Below are 16210 nucleotides of genomic sequence, written 5' to 3'. Positions count from 1 at the left end.
CCATGATCATAAGCTGGCTGGCCAATCCGGACCGTTTCTCGAAGGTGTTTGCCCCCGTGCGCCCGTGGGTGGCGGGGCTGAGCCTCGTGCTGTTTGCGTGGGGGCTTTATCTCTGCTTCGCCTCGCCCGAAGACTATCAGCAGGGCGACACGGTGCGCATCATGTATATCCACGTCCCGGCGGCGTGGATGGCGCTGTTTACCTACCTCGTCATGGGCGTGGCGAGCTTCTTCGGCCTGATCTTCCGTCACGCTCTGGCCGATGCCGCCGCCAAGGCCGCCGCCCCCATCGGCGCAGTGTTCACGGCTTTGGCCCTGATCACCGGCTCCTTGTGGGGTAAGCCCATGTGGGGCACCTGGTGGGAATGGGACGGGCGCATGACCTCGGTGCTGGTGCTGTTCCTCTTCTATATCGGCTATATCGCCCTGCACGCCTCGATCGAAGACGAACAGCGGGCGGCCAAATCAACCGCCATTCTGGCCCTGATCGGCCTGATCAACCTGCCCATCATCAAGTTTTCGGTCGATTGGTGGAACACCCTGCATCAGGGCGCTTCGGTTTTCCGGCCGGATGGCCCCACCGTCGCGCCGGCTATGCTGTGGCCGCTGCTGGTGATGGCGCTGGCCTATAAGACGCTGTTCGTGTGGCTGTGGCTGATCCGCATCGACACGGAAATCCTAAGCCGCAAATATAACGGGCTGCGGGCGCGTCTCGGCTTCCGCGAAGGAGGGGCGTAATGGATCTGGATATGGGCAAGTACGCCTTTTTCGTCTGGGGCAGCTATGGCGTGACGGCGCTGGCGCTGCTCAGCCTCACCGTGCTGAGCGTGCGCGCGCATCGTGACCGCGCGGCGAAGCTCAAGGCGTTGCAGGAGACTCTGGCCGCTGAAAAGGCGCAAAAGGTGGACGCATGAAGCGCCTTCTGCTGGCCGCGCCTCTGGTCCTGCTGGTGGGGCTTGCGGCCATACTCGGCTGGTACAATTTCCATAAAAAGACCGACTACGCTCCGGCGGAGCTGGTCGGCAAGCCGCTGCCGGCGCGGCAACTGACCGATCTGCACGACGGGTCGCTGGCCTCCTTGCCGGCAATCGCGCGCGCGTCGGGCAAGCCGGTACTGGTCAATGTCTTCGCCTCATGGTGTACACCATGTCTGGCCGAGCACCCCTATCTGATGGATCTGAAGGCCAAAGGCGTCATCATTATCGGCATCGACCATAAGGACACACCGATCAACGGGCTGAGCTTTATCGAAAAGCACGGCAACCCCTACGCGCGCATACTGTCCGACGAAGACGGACAGATGGGGCTCGATCTGGGGATTTCAGGCGTGCCGGAGACCTTCATCGTTGGCGCGGACGGCGTGGTGATCGACAAGATTACCGGCCCGATCGTGCCGGAAACCGTGCCTGCGGTATACAAGGCCGTCAGCGACGGGACGAAGCTGCCGTAATTAGAGCATTCGTCGGCTAAGTTGAGCCGCCGAATGCTCTAATTATTTCTAACGCCTCATGTTTTTTCCGAAAAGCACCTAGTTAAAGTGTTTTGGCACTGTTCGGCATGAGGCTCTAATTATATCAAGGGTCATGGAGAATGACCCTTGGCATTCCGTTCGAGAATGTCTCATATCACTGATACATATGAGACATTCTCGTTTCTTCAACGGCCGGATGCGGTCAGCATCTTCGGCCGTTGGTATTACACCCCCTGCGAGGCGCGGAAGGGGTCCATGGCATAGACGCCCAGCAACTCCACCTCTTCGGCGAAAAAGGTCAGTTCCTCAAAGGCCAGTTTGAGCAGGCGGTCGCTGGGGCGGCCTTCGACCTCGGCATAGAAGAAGGTCGAGGCAAAGATGCCGTCGCGGATATAGCTTTCCAGCCGGATCATATTGATGCCGTTGGTGGCAAAACCACCCAACGCCTTATACAGCGCCGCCGGGATGTTGCGCACACCGAAGACAAAGCTGGTCAGGACACGCTCGGCCTCCGCGGGGTTAGAAACCTCGGCCTGCGCACTGAGGACCAGAAAGCGCGTGGTGTTGTTGTGCGCGTCTTCCAGATTGCGACGCAGGATTTTCAGGCCATAAAGTTCCGCCGCGATTTCCGGCGCGATGGCGGCGCGATCACGCTCCTGCGTCTCGCTGAGGCGGCGGGCCGCACCGGCGGTATCGTGATAGATTTCCGGGCGGATACCCAGGGCGTTCAGCGAGTTGCGGCACTGCATCAGGGCCATGGTGTGCGAAAAGGCCACCTTGATATCCGACAGTTCGGCGTCCGGCGTCCCCATCAGGGTCATTTCGATGGGCAGGAAGCGCTCACCGATGATCTTCAGCCCCGAATGCGGCAACAGGTGGTGCACGTCGGCCACCCGCCCGGCCAGCGCGTTTTCGACCGGAATCATGCCCAGAGCGCACTCGCCCGCCGCCACCGCCGCAAAGGCCGCCTCAAAGGACGGGAAGGCGGTCGGCGTGTAGTCGGGGAACCAGCGGCGGCAGGCCTGATGGCTGAAGGCGCCGGGTTCGCCCTGATAGGCGATCTTTTGGGAAGCGGTCATGGCAGAGAGACCCTGAACAACAGAAAGCGCCGTCTGTGCCTGTCTTTCCGCCGTTTTTCAAGGGTTTCGGCGCAAAGCTATATGCCTAAAGCGAAAGGTAGGTTTTGAAAATACAGGCGGTGAAACAAGAAATTAGAGCGAAATGTCCCCTCACCTCACAGTCATTTCTATCTAGCGCTGGAAATAGGGCGCGATTTGGCTTAGAGGCAAACAGGTGCGCAGGCGGCTTTCGCGGTTCTGCGACGATTTGACACAGAAGCTCTGAGGACGCTTTGCCGCGCGAAAGGCGGCTTGCGCAATGAGGCCTTTTCGTGTCAGAGAACAGAGATAAAGAGCCGCTACCCGGCATTGACCCCGAGGGGATCGTCCGGTCAAATAGGCGGCTGAACGCTGGGATATAGAGTCGGGACGTCAGAGGCGGCATGAGCGGTAATCTTCAGTTTAACAAGATCATGGCGGCGGGCCTCACGGCGGCGCTGGTTATTGTGGTGGCGCGCGTGGGCGTCGATGCCCTTTACCACACAGAACCGCCGGCCAAGCCAGGCTACGCCGTCGAAGTGGCCGAAGCCGAAGCGGGTGGCGGCGCGGCTGCCGTTGAGCTTGATCCGGATTGGGGCACGGTGCTGCCGACCGCCGATCTGGCCGCCGGTGAAAAGGTGTTCGGCAAGTGCGTCTCGTGCCACAATGTCGATCCGGCCAATGCCAATATGACCGGTCCAGGCCTGTGGGGCGTGGTGGGTCGCGCGACGGCCGGCCATGCGGGCTTTGCCTATTCCGACGGCATGAAGGCGCACGCCGCCGAAGCGCCGACCTGGACCTATGATCAGCTCTATCACTTCCTCGGCAACCCGGCGAAGTGGGTCAAGGGCACCAAGATGGGCTTTGCCGGTATCAAGAAGCCGGAAGAGCGCATTGCCCTGATCGCTTACCTGCATTCCAAGGGTTCGACCGGCTATCCGATCCCCGCCCCCGATCCCTCGCGTCAGCCGGGCGCTGCCCCGGCCGCAGCGGGTGCCGCTCCAGCCCAGCCCGCGCCGAAAGAAGGCGCGGTGGCCACGCCGCCGACCGGTTCGACCGCTGGCGGGCCGCTGCCCACGGGGTCGGCCTCGGCCTCTGCGGCTCCCGCGGCTGCACAATAAGCCAGACACAGAAAAACCCGCCGGAGACGGCGGGTTTTTTGCATCAGACTCTTGATTTCTTACAGACGGCGGAAGGCGATTGGTCGGCCCACGCCCGCCGCTTCGATACGGTCCACGGCCTCACGCAGCGGCTCGATGACCGTCTTCATGTGGTGGCCATTGGCGTGGATGATGTGGTCTTCGTCGCGCATGATGGCGACGTGGCCCTTCCAGAACACCAGATCGCCGCGATAGAGCCCTTTCAGATCCGCACCGATGTCCAGCGCCTCCCCCATATGCGACTGCATGTCCGAATCGCGCGGGCAGGCCTGACCGACGGCGTAGAGCGCCTGCTGCACCAGACCGGAGCAATCGAGGCCTTCGCTTTCGCGGCCCCCCCACTGATAGGGGGCGTTGAGATAGGTTTCGGCGACGCTGACATAGTCGTGGTCGAAATCCGTAAAATCCGACAGGTGCGCGCGGTAGATCCAGCCCAGATCATTGAGCTGCGCATAATTGCCATCCGTGCCCGTGACACTGACCAACGCGTTGCGGCTGAGCGCGCAGACGATCTGCGATTTCAGGTTCGGCTCCGAGAAGACGTAGCTGCGCAGGGTCGAAACATAGTGGGTCGGCACGTACCAGTCGCGCGACAGGTCGGCTTCGCGCACATAGCCGCAATAGCCGTCACGCAGGGCCTGACCCCACACATAGTCGCGGGAACGTTCGATCACGCGGAAGCGCTCCCCGAACAAAATCTGATCCAGTTGCTCGGCGCTGTTGCTGGGGGCGGCGCGGATGGCGCTGACCGGTGCGGCGCAGGCGAGGGTTTCGCCAACGACAAAGGTTTCGGCGCGCATCAGCCCCTGAAGGCGCTGATCGGCCTTGCCGTCCTTGAACGGCGTCATGCGCGGGTCGAAATCGTCGTGGGCCATTCTGCTGCCTCTAACTCACCATCATGCCTGTTTGATCTGCTTAACCTTCGTAAAAAAGTCTTAACAGAGAAAGGCTTAGAGCAAGACCATAGCGCAAAGATGCGAATGTGGAGTTAATGACACGACCGGCGAGGCGCAGATTGTCACAGCCCGCGGATCAGGCGGAAGACGGCGCGCAGGGTCTGGGCCTCGGCCCCGACGGGGAAGCCCGGACGGCCGCGCGGGTTCCAGGCGTAGAGGTCGAAATGCACCCACGCCCCCGTCTGTGGCGCGAATTTTTGCAGGAAAAGAGCGGCGGTGACCGATCCGGCCTGCGCCCAACCCTGCGGATCGTTCCTGAGATCGGCGATATCGGACTCCAAAGCGTCACGATACCCGGCCCACAGCGGCATCCGCCACAGCGGGTCGTGCTCGGCAATGGCCGCCACCTCCAGCCGCCGCGCCATCTCTTCATCGTCCGTATAGAAGGGGATGACTTCCGGCCCTAGCGCCACGCGCGCCGCGCCGGTCAGGGTGGCAAAATCGAGCGTCAGATCGGGCTCCAGCTCTGCCGCCCGCGTCAGGGCATCGGCCAGAATCAACCGCCCTTCGGCATCGGTATTGCCGACCTCGATCGAGCGCCCGGCGCGTGAAGCGATGATGTCGCCCGGTCGGAAGGCGTCGCCGGAAATGGCGTTTTCCACGGCGCTGATCAGCACGTGCAGCCGCACACGCAGATTGGCCCCCATGATCAGGCGCGCCAGCCCCAGCACATGCGCCGCGCCGCCCATATCCTTTTTCATCAGGGCCATACCGGCCCCGCCCTTGATGTTCAGGCCGCCGGTGTCAAACACCACGCCCTTGCCGACCAGAACGATCACCGGCTTGCGGACATCGGAAATATCCTCGACCTGCGGCGTCCAGTCGATTTCGATAAAGCGCGGGGCGCGGGCTTCGACCGCCGCGCGGCCCACGGCGTGCACCGCCGGGAAATTTTCGCGCAGCAGCTCATCGCCGGTAATGACGCTGATCTGCGCGCCAAATTCTGAAGCCAGAGCTCTCGCCGCCGCTTCAATCTCCGCCGGGCCCATATCATTGGCGGGCGTATTGACCAGATCGCGCACCAGATCGTGGGCCGAAACCTCCAGCGCCACGGCGTCGCGCGCCTCGGCATCGAGGTCGCTGGTGTCGAGCCGCACCTCATCGCGTAAGGCCTTGCCTGCCTTATAGCGATCAAAGACGTAAGCCCCCAGTTGGAACGCCACATGGATGGCCTTGCGATCCAGCCCCTCATCGGCCTTCAGCCGCCACACGCCGGACGGCAACTGCCCCGGCAGAGCGCGGAAGACCAGGGGATTATAGGCCCGGCGCACCCCCAGACCGAACCACGCCGCCAGACCGCCATTGAGCGGCAGCACGACCAGCCCCCCCGCCTTCCCCGTAAAGCCCTTCGCCCGCAAAAACGCCGCCTGCGTCGCCTCCAAGGCGGACAGCGCCGCCTCTACCTCGTCTTCAAACAGGCCGAAGATGATGTTTTCCGGCGTTTTGGCGGGCGGGTTGGGCAAGGGCTTGGGCATGGCAGTCTTCTCAGGAACAGCAGAGGGTTTAACCATATATTTAGGGGTCTAAATCAAAGCTTAAAGCCGTATTCGTTTTTGCGAGGCCAGAACGCCTCCGGCCGTCTCAGGGTGTCGCATGACCCGTCTTGCCGTTCTGTTGCTCGCTGGCGGTTTGCTGGCCTTTCCCGTTCTGGCCGCCGAAGACGCCAAACCGGCCGAAAAATCAGGCCTGAAATCGGTCAAGCTGGTGGAGACACCGGCTCCGCCCAAGCCGGTCAAGGCGACCAGGGCCGAACGCGAAGCGGCGATGCGCCTCGACCCGCTGGGGCGCGCGGCCTTCTTCAACCGCGAATTTGTCAACGACCCGACCGATATTGAGGCCGGGCTGGCCCTGTCGGAAGCGCAGCGCGCACTGGGCAACCCCAAGGAAGCCGCCGATACGGCGCACCGCGTGCTGTTGTTCGCGCCGCAAAATTACGAGGCCTTGCTGGCGGCGGCGCGCGGCCACATCGCCAATAATGACGCCTTCTACGCCATTGACCCGCTGCGAACCGCCTCAACGCTGAAACCCAATGACTGGCGCGTCTGGTCGCTTCTGGGCGTGGCCTATGACCAGACCAAGCGCAGCGAAGAGGCGCTGACCATGTGGGACAAGGCGCTCAGCCTGTCGCCCGACAACCCCGCCGTCCTCACCAATCAGGCCATGTACAAGGCCGGCAATGGCGATCTGGCGCAGGCCGAAACCATTCTGCGCCGCGCCGTCACCCTGCCCGGCGCCACTATTCAGGTGCGTCAGAATCTGGCGCTCGTTCTGGGGATGCAGGGCAAGCTGGCCGAGGCGGAAAAACTGCTGCGGCAGGACCTGCCGCCGGATGTGGCGGATAAAAACCTCGCCTGGCTTCAGGCCTCGCTGAAACCCGCCGGCGCCACGGCCCCGGCCCGCGACTGGAACAGCCTCAAGGGCGGGTGATCTGTAAAACCGCGCCGCCCGTAAGATAAATGCGGGCCAAAACCCCAGAATGGGACTCCTGTCTGCCCCCGCGCCTGTGCTAGGGTGCACGCGCGACGGGCGACTCACCCGCGCGGCCAATTATCCCCAGACGCGACATTGTGCCCACACAAGATGTAGATATTCATCTGGTGTTAACTACAAAGTGTGGTGATATGGGGCCTCAGTTCAGTGTCGATTCGGAAGTCATGCCATGAGCCTCATCATCCCCGGTGCCCAGCCCAAGGCGGGCCTGCTTACCCCCTCGATTGCCTATAAGCCGTTCCGCTATCCGTGGGCCTTCGACTTCTGGCAAAAGCAGCAACAGGTGCACTGGCTGCCCGAAGAGGTGCCGCTGGGCGAAGACGTCAAAGACTGGGCGTCCAAGCTGAACGACAATGAGCGCAACCTGCTGACCCAGATCTTCCGCTTCTTCACGCAGTCGGACATCGAGGTTCAGGACAACTACATGGAAAAATACGGTCGGGTGTTCAAACCGACCGAGATCAAGATGATGCTGTCGGCCTTCGCCAATATGGAGACCGTGCACATCGCCGCCTATGCCCTGCTGCTCGAAACCATCGGTATGCCCGAAGCCGAGTTTGGCGCGTTCATGGAATACGAGGCCATGCGCGACAAACACGACTTCATGCAGAAGTTCGGCGTCGATAGCGATGCCGATATCTGCCGCACGCTCGCTATGTTCGGTGGCTTTACCGAAGGCCTGCAACTGTTTGCCTCCTTCGCCATGCTGATGAACTTCCCGCGCTTCAACAAGATGAAGGGCATGGGGCAGATCGTCTCGTGGTCGGTGCGCGACGAAAGCCTGCACTGCGAAGGCATCATCAAGCTCTACCACGCCTTCAACAAGGAAACCGGCGCGGTGACCAAGGCCGTGGCCGATGACATCGTCGATTGCTGTAAAACCGTGGTCAGCCTCGAAGACAAGTTCATCGACCTGTCGTTCGAAATGGGACCCGTCGAAGGCATGACGCCGGACGACATCAAACAATATATCCGCTACATCGCCGACTGGCGCCTGCGTCAACTGGAACTGCCCGAAGTGTTCGGCGTGCAGGAAAACCCGCTGCCCTGGCTTCAGGTGCTGCTGTCGGGCGTCGAACACGCCAACTTCTTCGAAGCCCGCGCCACCGAATACTCCAAGGCCGCGACCAAGGGCTCATGGACCGGCGGCGAAGGTGTGTGGGACGCTTTCGATACCCTGCTCAAAAAGCGCTCGGAAGCCACCCGCGGCGTGAATGTGTAAGGCATAAAGATTTGGGGCCGCTGGCCCCAAACCCAGGATGTTTAAAGCGCTCCATTGTCAGGCAATAGGGCGCTTTTTTGTATCGGGGTGTGGGGGCTGCGCCCCCACATCTTGAATCAATTAACCTCCCCTAACGGCGCATTAACCTTCTCCCGTTAGCCTGAGCGGATGATCCCTTACCCTGCCCTGCTGCGCGCCGCCAAGCCGGTTGCGCTGACGCTGCTCGTGCTGTTGTGCACGGGCACGGTGGGGGCGCAGCCGGTTCAGAAACCCTTAAGCAAGCAGGCGCAGACCGAGCTGGACACGCTGGGGGCAGAGTTGCGCGCCAATGCCCGCAAGCGCGAGCAGAAGCATCAGTCGGCGCGGGAGATCGCGCAGGAGATCGAGCGGCTGCGCGCGCAGATGATCGACATTGCCCGCACGCAGGGGGCGTCGGAGCAGCGGGCGGCGGTCTATCGCGCGCGGCTGGAGACGCTGAGCCTGCTTGAGGCCGATATGACGCGGCGGCTGGGGACGTTGCGCAACAAGCAGGCGCGGTTGCTCAGCGCCTTGCAGATCTATTCGCGCAACCCGCCGCCGACGATTTTCGTTTCGACGCGCAAGGCCAATGACGCGGTGATCGCGGCCATATTGCTGAAAGAGATTACGCCGGAGCTGAAAAAGCGCGCTGCCGTGCTGTCAGAGGAGAACCGCAACCTGATCCGCGTGCGGCGCGAGGCGGCTTTGCAGAACGAGGCGCTGTTTATTTCCGAAAGCGACGTGTCGGAGCAACAGAAGCAGTTAGAGACCCTGATGGCCGATCGGGCGGCGCTGGAAGACCAGCTTTTGCGTGAAGCCGATGCCATTGAGGCGCGCAATCTGGAGCTCGAGGCGCGGCAGCGGACCCTGCTGGGCCTGCCCTCGCCGCTGCGCCCGGCCCAGAGCCGCACGCTCGACCTGCAACTGCCTGTGGTGGGTGAAAAGGCCGCCAGCTATGGCGAGACGGTGGACGGTCAGACCAGCCGCGGCCTGCGGCTGAAGACCACGCCGGGGGCGCAGGTGCGCAGCCCCGGCAATGGCCGCGTTGAATATGCCGGGCCGCTGGACGGGTATGGTCAGGTGATCATTCTCGATATCGGCAATGACTATCACGTGGTGATGACGGGGCTGGGGCGGGTCTATGTCGATCCCAACCGCACCGTGGCCAGGGGGGAGCCGCTGGGGCGCACGCCCAATCTGACCGACAAGCCGACGGTCTTTTATATGGAGCTGCGCCAAGGCGAAAACCCCGTCAATCCGGCCACCGGCTTCGATCTGAGCAAGCTGTAAAGGCCCTGTTTACGCCACATTAAAAGCCTGTAGTATGGGTAGTGAGCGTCTGTGCCACCGCAGGTTTGCGGGTGGCCATTACAGGGTCTGTGACCCTAACGAGGACTATATGAGAAATTACTTCCTGGGCGGCGTCGCCGCTCTGGCCCTGAGCATCGGTGCGGTGGCCTACGCCAATCAGCCAGCCTTTTCGCCCAAGTCCGATACCTATGAAATGCTTGAGCTGTTTGGCGACGTCGTGGCGCTGGTCAAGCAGAACTATGTGGTCGAGGTGGACGACAAGAAGCTGATTGAAGCCGCGCTTCAGGGGATGCTGTCCTCGCTCGATCCGCATTCCAACTACTTGTCGGCGGATGATTTCACCGACCTTCAGGAACGCACCAAGGGCGCCTATGGCGGCATCGGCCTTGAGGTGCAGTCCGAAGACGGCGCGGTGAAGGTGGTCACCCCGATGGATGACACCCCGGCCATGAAGGCGGGTATCCAGTCGGGCGACTTTATCACCGCCATCGACGGCACCTCGATTCTGGGGATGCGCCTGAACGAGGCCGTCTCCAAGATGAAGGGGACGCCGGAGACGGACCTGACGCTCACAATCTACCGCGAAGGCAAGGACGAGCCGTTCGACCTCAAGCTGAAGCGCGAAATCATCAATGTGAAGTCGGTCAAGGCGCGCATGGAAGGCGCTTACGGCTATCTGCGCATCTCGAACTTCAACGAGAATACGGCGCGCGAATCCTATGAGGCGCTGAGCGATCTGCGCACGAAGAACCCGCAGATGAAGGGGCTGATCCTCGATTTGCGCAACAATCCCGGCGGTCTGCTCGATCAGTCGGTGGGCGTCGCCGACCTGTTCCTCGAAGGTGGCGAAGTGGTGTCGCAGCGCGGACGCAAGCCCGACGACATCACCCGCTATCAGGCCCATAAGGGCGACATCATGAACGGCAAGCCGATCGTGGTGCTGACCAATCCGGGTACGGCTTCGGCGGCGGAAATCGTTGCAGGCGCGCTTCAGGATCACAAGCGGGCCTCGACCGTCGGCCTGACCACCTTTGGTAAGGGCTCGGTGCAGAGCGTCATCAATCTGGGCGAAAACCGCGCGGTGAAGATGACCATTGCGCGCTATTACACGCCGTCGGGCCGCTCGATCCAGAAGACGGGCATCGAGCCCGATCTGGAAGTGGCGCAATCGCGCGATCAGGCCAAGGTGATCGCCAACCGCGCCTATTCCTTCTCCGAAGCCGATTACAAGAACGCGCTGGATGCCGATGAGGGCAAGAAGCGTCAGGAAGCGCACGTTGTGTCCGAAGTGCCGCCGGATTCCTACGACGTCAAAACCGGCGACTTCCAACTGGCGCGCGCCATCGACGTGCTGAACTATGGCGGCGACGTGAAGATGGCGGCGGCGCACCCGCGCGGCCTCAAGCTGGCCATGTCCGATCTGGTCGATACGCCGAGCGAGCGCTTTGCCGGCAAGACAAAGGCCGGTCCGGCCAAACCAGCCCCGGCGGCGGCTCCCAATACGGCGACCGCTTCGTCGTCGTCATCCTCAAGCTCGGCGCAACCGAAGTAAGCGACACCCCCGCATCATACCAAGAGTCATTGAAAATGGCTCTTGGTATGCCTTTCGAGACGGTCTCATCTCACTGACACATATGAGACAGTCTCGTGTGTTCAACGGCCGGATGCGGTCAGCATCTTCGGCCGTTGGTATCCTTTATTTGGGCGGGGGTTTTTACATCCGCACACGGGCAGAGCGCGTATAAGACCTGAAAAAAAACGCCCGATGCGTCGCACCGGGCGTCAGGATACATCTCATGGACCTCCATCCATAGGCCACTCGTCATACATGCCAGAGAGTGTCTAAAAAGACAGGCTTGTGTGGCGAAACCTGCAATCATAATGATCCTCAATGGCTTAACGGGCGAATCAAGTTGCCGTGAGAGTTGAAGCCGCCCGCCGTGAACACCAATGACGCCCCCGTTTCCTGAGCATCTGCATATTGTGTCGCTGCCCTACCGGCCGCCCGAAGTCTTTTTCGGTAGCGTGCTGAGGTCGGAGCGTTGCGCCGGTTTCCTGTCCGATGGCGGGGCGCTGGGGCGCTGGTCGTGGCTGTGTGTGGCACCCGATGACACAGAGGTGTTTGCCTTTGACGATGCGCGCCACCCGGAAGAGGTGTTGCGCACGGCCTGTGCGCAGGCGTTGGGTAACACCCATGTCCACGGTAACGACATCGCGGATTTGCCGCCCTTTAGCGGCGGGCTGATCGGGTTGGCCGGGTTTGAGCTGGGCCCGCGGCTGGAAAACCTGCCGCTGCGTGCGTTTGAGTTGGGGGCTGAACCGTGGCCCGAACTGGTGCTGATGCGTTTTTCGGCGGTTCTGGCCTTTGACCTGCATCAGAAGCGGCGTCTGGTTCTGGGGCGTGGCACAACGCCCGAAGCGGCGCGTCAGCGGGCCGAGGCTCTGGTGGCGCAGGCCGAAACCGTGGTGTCCCCGCGCCGGTCCACCGCCCTGATGGACGGCCCGTTACTCAGCGAAACGCCGGACGCCGAGTTTGAGGCGAAGGTGGCGACGCTGGTGGCGCAAATCCATGCCGGTGACCTGTTTCAGGCCAATCTGGCGCGCGGCTGGCGCGGCGCTCTGAAACCCGGCCTCACGCCCGATCACATTTTACAGGCGCTGGCCGAAGCAGGGGCCAGTCCTTTCGGCGCCTTTATGCGCTTTGGCGACCGCGCCGTGGTGTCGAACAGCCCGGAACGTTTTATCCGTCTTGAGGCCGACGGGCGCATGGAAACCCGTCCGATCAAGGGCACGCGCCCACGCGGGCACACGCCGCAGACTGACTCAGAGCTGGGTCAGGAACTGCTGAACAGCGCCAAGGATCGCGCCGAAAACCTGATGATCGTCGATCTGATGCGTCACGACCTGTCGAAGGTCGCCGAGGTCGGCTCGGTGCGCGTCGAAGCCCTGAACGCGCTGGAATCTTATCCCAATGTGCATCATCTGGTGTCCGTCGTCACCGCGCAACTGAAAGCCGGGCACACAGCCGCCGATGTGCTGCTGGCCACCTTCCCGCCCGGCTCGATTTCCGGTGCGCCCAAGGTGCAGGCCATGAAGGTCATTCAGGCGCTGGAGGCGCCGCGCGGTCCCTATTGTGGCTCGCTGTTCTGGGTCGATGCGTCGGGTGCCATGGACTCGAATGTGCTGATCCGCACGGCCGCCTGTGAACGCGACGAAAGGGGCCAATGGCACTTAAGGGTCAGTGCGGGTGGCGGCATTGTCGCCGACTCCGATCCGGCCGATGAACGCCGCGAAACCGAAACCAAGCTGTCCCTGTTCCGACAGGTGCTGGAGCGCAGATATTAAGGTTTCAACGGGATCTGACTGCCCGACCGCGGATGATGGTAGGTCGTCGATTTGAACGTCGTATTGATGGGCAGGAACTTACCGATCGGCGGCGTGAAGTCGTAGATGACCTCGGTGACGATCAGGGTCTGGCCCGCAGGCAACTGATCCGTGGTCAGGCCTTTGGTATCAAACGGTAGGGTGCCCTGCCAGTTTTTGCTCGGAGCCGGTGTCCAGTCCGCCGCGATAACGCCGGTGGTCGCATTGCGCGTTACACTGGAGATACGCATATGTAACTTGGTCTCGGCGGGAAAGGGATCAAGAATACTGCTGCCGATTTCAAAAATATCGTCCACATTGGCCTGAGTCAGGCTTTCGGACTGCGCGACCAGGTCCCCCATGCTGGCGGCCAGGTGCGACGTGCGGCGACTGGCCATCAGACCGAGGCTGAGATCGGCCAGCCCCCAGTAGATGACAATGAGAACCGGCGCGATCAGGGCGAATTCCACCGCTGCCGTACCGCCTTGCGCCCGGAGGCCAAACCGCAGGTGTTTACCCAGACATCTCAGCATCAGAAGGGCTCGTTTCTGAAAACGATGGTGGAGGAGACAACCATTTCCCCGCTGCTCAGAGCGCCGAGACCGGGCTTCATAAACGGCGAAACGACCCGCCAGGGATAATAGACGCGCACCAGCTGGATCTGGCTGCTGCCCCCTGCCGTATATTGCAGGTTGGTAAATTCACCGTTCACGATGACGTTGGGGGCTTCGGTCACCATTTTGAAATTGGTGAAGGTGCGGACATCGGCGCGCATCTTGGATGTGCAATCCGACCCCAGCCACGCCATTTCCGCGCAGACCTTGGTAATGAAGGCGCTGGACGTGGTCGGCTTGGTGGACTGGCCGGTCCGCAGCTCACGCGACACCTTGCTGGCGGCCAGATCGAGCGACACGCCGGCAACCAGCACGATCGCCAGTTCGAGGCAGCCCATGATCAAACCAAAAAAGGGCAGGGCAATAACGGCAAATTCCACCGCGGTCGAACCCCGGCGGTCACGCCATAGGCCAAATCTGGCACGCGTTGCGAAACGTGTGAAACGGCTTTCGCCGTGCGCTCCGGGGCGGCGGCGAAAAATCGCGGTTTTGGTCAGCAGTCTGCGCACCCTGTCCGTCCCATCAAAAGAACTGTGTCCACATCCTAAACGAGAGGGAGTCAACAGGGGGTTAAATTGGAGGATTAACTCGCCGGGGTAGGTGGCGGTGCCGGCGCGGGGGTGGAAGACGACTGCATCCCGTCGGTCTGCTCGATGCAGGTACGACCACAGATCAGGGTGCTGGACTTCATGCCCTTATAAACGGTAACGCCCCCCTCGACCGGTGTGCCCACCATGACATCGGCGTCAAAAATATTGCGGCCCGTGCTGTCGGTGACCGAAACCGAAGACCGGCCAAAGCCCCGACCGATTATATATATAGTGCGCGAATCGACGACGGTCACATCGGCCACATCGGGATTTCCGACGATCACCGATCCGGCAGGTGCCGGCAGGACCACCCGTGCGCTGTGGTTTTTTTCGACCACGATCTTGCTGGCGGCTTCGGCCGCACCGACGGGTAAAAGCGCCGCCACAGCCAGACACGCGGCCATTATCATCTGTTTCGTCATCTTTGCCTCCATCTGCAAAGGCGCTGGACGATTGTGCCCCCGGCGCAGCTTCCAGCCTGCCTCAGGAATATGAGCTTCAGGTTAGGAACACAGGTAAACAAGATATGTTTAAAAATGCTGAACGCAATATTAATGGAAAAAAATTTGACCAAATTTCAATATACAACATCGTTTATGAGAATTAACCTTAACGAAAATTTACAGTAAATCATTATTAACTATAGAAAAATCTCATAAAATTTCCATTGTTTACTTCATATTAATTGCGATCCCATATTCTGCATTCGTGTTCGGGAGCAAGTGAGCCAAACAACTCACCACCCCGGTCCGAAGTTAAACCTCACTTGCTTAGCATACTACTCTAATGGAGACTCTCATGACCAACCTCATCAAGAACTTTGCTAAAGACGAATCGGGCGCCACGGCTATCGAATACGGCCTGATCGCCGCCCTGATCGCCGTCGTCCTGATCAGCGTGCTGACCACCATCGGCACCAACCTGGAAGCCAAGTTCACCGAAATCAAAGACGCCGTCGGCTAATTGACCGCGGTTTAGCAACCCAGGCGAAGGGCCGCAGATCGATGTCTGCGGCCCTTTTTTTTCAGGACCTCGCCGATGCCCACGCTCAAAACCTTCTGGACAGATGAGACCGGCGCAACCGCTCTTGAATACGCCCTGATTGCGGCCCTGATCTTTCTCGTGGCATCGACGGCTATACTGGCCTGGGGCGACTCCATGAAGGAACACTATAAGGCGCTCGGCGACAAAATCGGTGGCGCGCTGACAAACTGAACCGGCGGTCCGGTCTTTAATTTATCGCCTCTATTTGCAGTAAAACACTCTCTTAACCCTGTTCGGTCTATGGCTGAGCCTCTGTGAAATCGCCATCGAGAGCCTCTGACCGATGCCCGCCGTTCTGATCCCCGCCCTCTTCTGCGTCGTCTATCCGGCCTGTCTCGTCTGGGCGGCCATCAGCGACCTGCGTTCGATGACCATTCCGAACCGCCTGAGCCTGATCCTTGCCGGCGTCTTTTTTCCCGCCGCCCTGCTTCTGGGCCTGTCACCCCTCAGCATAGCCCTCCATACCGGCATCGGTTTGGGCATTCTCGTTGTGGGCTTTGCCGCCTTCGCCTTCAAGGTTTTAGGCGGTGGCGACGCCAAACTTCTCGCGGCGACGGCCCTGTGGTTTCATCCGGAAGGCGTTCTGGCCTTTCTGACCTACACCGCTCTGGTGGGCGGGGCCTTTACCCTGTTGCTGCTGCTGGCACGGCAGTTCCTGCAAATCTATACCCCCACCCTGCCTCAGTGGCTGCAAACCCTGCTCAAGCCGCAAGGGGACATCCCCTATGGGGTCGCCATCTGTGCCGGGGGCCTGCTGGCCATTCCCTACAGCGACCTGTGGCCGTTGCTGAACAGGCTGGCCGGATAGGCAGATCAGACGTGCAAATGGGTGTTTCCGGTATCATTTTCACAAATTCGTCCGGCCATTAGCTTTC

Annotated in this window: 18 protein-coding genes; 12 read left to right on the top strand and 6 right to left on the bottom strand. The window is 61.1% G+C overall.

The genetic code is table 11. The features are described 5' to 3' along the window. Positions 1–2 precede the first annotated feature (2 nt). Genes ACK8OE_RS06845 through ACK8OE_RS06835 form a run of 3 tightly spaced genes read left to right on the top strand, consistent with a single transcriptional unit; the run spans position 3 to position 1449 of the window. The gene (locus ACK8OE_RS06845) at positions 3–737 is read left to right on the top strand and encodes a heme ABC transporter permease (RefSeq protein ID WP_410271925.1); all 735 of its coding nucleotides are present in this window, start codon (positions 3–5) and stop codon (positions 735–737) included. Next, positions 737–913 (top strand): heme exporter protein CcmD, encoded by a 177-nt coding sequence (gene ccmD, locus ACK8OE_RS06840; protein WP_290799276.1) that lies wholly within the window; start codon positions 737–739, stop codon positions 911–913. The genes ACK8OE_RS06845 and ccmD overlap by 1 nt, the downstream gene beginning before the upstream one ends. Then, a complete protein-coding gene (locus ACK8OE_RS06835; protein WP_410271924.1) occupies positions 910–1449 on the top strand; it encodes a DsbE family thiol:disulfide interchange protein in 540 nt (179 codons plus the stop codon). The genes ccmD and ACK8OE_RS06835 overlap by 4 nt, the downstream gene beginning before the upstream one ends. Before the next feature lie 245 nt (positions 1450–1694). On the opposite strand, the gene ACK8OE_RS06830 is transcribed toward ACK8OE_RS06835, so the two are convergent. Beyond that, positions 1695–2549 (bottom strand): prephenate dehydratase, encoded by an 855-nt coding sequence (locus tag ACK8OE_RS06830; protein WP_410271923.1) that lies wholly within the window; start codon positions 2547–2549, stop codon positions 1695–1697. A gap of 422 nt (positions 2550–2971) precedes the next feature. On the opposite strand from ACK8OE_RS06830, the gene ACK8OE_RS06825 reads away from it, so the two are divergent. Further along, complete coding sequence (locus tag ACK8OE_RS06825; RefSeq protein WP_410271922.1) at positions 2972–3688, top strand: c-type cytochrome; 717 nt, start codon at positions 2972–2974, stop codon at positions 3686–3688. A 59-nt stretch (positions 3689–3747) separates the two neighbouring features. Here ACK8OE_RS06825 and ACK8OE_RS06820 read toward each other — a convergent pair whose 3' ends face one another. Together ACK8OE_RS06820 and ACK8OE_RS06815 are read right to left on the bottom strand one after the other, a co-directional pair. After that, entirely contained in the window at positions 3748–4602 is an 855-nt protein-coding gene (locus ACK8OE_RS06820) for an NlpC/P60 family protein (RefSeq protein ID WP_410271921.1), read from the bottom strand. 143 nt (positions 4603–4745) lie between these two features. Beyond that, the gene (locus ACK8OE_RS06815) at positions 4746–6158 is read right to left on the bottom strand and encodes a leucyl aminopeptidase family protein (RefSeq protein ID WP_410271920.1); all 1413 of its coding nucleotides are present in this window, start codon (positions 6156–6158) and stop codon (positions 4746–4748) included. Between the two features lie 118 nt (positions 6159–6276). On the opposite strand from ACK8OE_RS06815, the gene ACK8OE_RS06810 reads away from it, so the two are divergent. From ACK8OE_RS06810 to ACK8OE_RS06790, 5 genes are all read left to right on the top strand, one after another. After that, on the top strand, positions 6277–7110 hold the full coding sequence (locus ACK8OE_RS06810) for a tetratricopeptide repeat protein (protein ID WP_410271919.1): 834 nt from the start codon (positions 6277–6279) through the stop codon (positions 7108–7110). A 232-nt stretch (positions 7111–7342) separates the two neighbouring features. After that, a complete protein-coding gene (locus ACK8OE_RS06805) occupies positions 7343–8395 on the top strand; it encodes a ribonucleotide-diphosphate reductase subunit beta (protein WP_410271918.1) in 1053 nt (350 codons plus the stop codon). A 168-nt stretch (positions 8396–8563) separates the two neighbouring features. Further along, the gene (locus ACK8OE_RS06800; protein ID WP_410271917.1) at positions 8564–9703 is read left to right on the top strand and encodes a murein hydrolase activator EnvC family protein; all 1140 of its coding nucleotides are present in this window, start codon (positions 8564–8566) and stop codon (positions 9701–9703) included. A 109-nt stretch (positions 9704–9812) separates the two neighbouring features. After that, positions 9813–11276 (top strand): S41 family peptidase, encoded by a 1464-nt coding sequence (locus ACK8OE_RS06795; RefSeq protein WP_410271916.1) that lies wholly within the window; start codon positions 9813–9815, stop codon positions 11274–11276. Positions 11277–11674: 398 nt separating this feature from the next. Beyond that, the gene (locus ACK8OE_RS06790) at positions 11675–13069 is read left to right on the top strand and encodes an anthranilate synthase component I family protein (protein ID WP_410271915.1); all 1395 of its coding nucleotides are present in this window, start codon (positions 11675–11677) and stop codon (positions 13067–13069) included. Here ACK8OE_RS06790 and ACK8OE_RS06785 read toward each other — a convergent pair. The 3 genes from ACK8OE_RS06785 to ACK8OE_RS06775 form a co-directional block, all read right to left on the bottom strand. Further along, entirely contained in the window at positions 13066–13620 is a 555-nt protein-coding gene (locus ACK8OE_RS06785; RefSeq protein ID WP_410271914.1) for a TadE/TadG family type IV pilus assembly protein, read from the bottom strand. The genes ACK8OE_RS06790 and ACK8OE_RS06785 overlap by 4 nt on opposite strands. Next, positions 13620–14081: a TadE/TadG family type IV pilus assembly protein gene (locus ACK8OE_RS06780; protein WP_410271913.1), complete on the bottom strand. Its 462-nt coding sequence runs from the start codon at positions 14079–14081 to the stop codon at positions 13620–13622. Before ACK8OE_RS06780 ends, ACK8OE_RS06785 begins: the two co-directional genes overlap by 1 nt. 203 nt (positions 14082–14284) lie before the next feature. Continuing rightward, positions 14285–14713, bottom strand: a complete 429-nt coding sequence (locus tag ACK8OE_RS06775; RefSeq protein WP_290797351.1) for a pilus assembly protein N-terminal domain-containing protein — start codon at positions 14711–14713, stop codon at positions 14285–14287. Between the two features lie 376 nt (positions 14714–15089). Between ACK8OE_RS06775 and ACK8OE_RS06770 the strand changes: the two genes are divergently transcribed. From ACK8OE_RS06770 to ACK8OE_RS06760, 3 genes are all read left to right on the top strand, one after another. Further along, positions 15090–15254, top strand: a complete 165-nt coding sequence (locus ACK8OE_RS06770; RefSeq protein WP_290797348.1) for a Flp family type IVb pilin — start codon at positions 15090–15092, stop codon at positions 15252–15254. A 75-nt stretch (positions 15255–15329) separates the two neighbouring features. Continuing rightward, positions 15330–15506 carry a Flp family type IVb pilin gene (locus ACK8OE_RS06765; protein ID WP_410271912.1) on the top strand — a complete coding sequence of 59 codons (177 nt, stop codon included), beginning with the start codon at positions 15330–15332 and terminating at the stop codon, positions 15504–15506. 112 nt (positions 15507–15618) lie between these two features. Beyond that, the gene (locus tag ACK8OE_RS06760; protein ID WP_290797342.1) at positions 15619–16143 is read left to right on the top strand and encodes a prepilin peptidase; all 525 of its coding nucleotides are present in this window, start codon (positions 15619–15621) and stop codon (positions 16141–16143) included. The last annotated feature ends 67 nt before the right edge of the window (positions 16144–16210 follow it).

This window comes from Asticcacaulis sp. W401b (assembly GCF_046503825.1).
GTDB lineage: Bacteria > Pseudomonadota > Alphaproteobacteria > Caulobacterales > Caulobacteraceae > Asticcacaulis.
The sequence above is the reverse complement of the archived record's forward strand: the minus strand, read 5'-3'. Positions and strand labels throughout refer to the sequence as shown.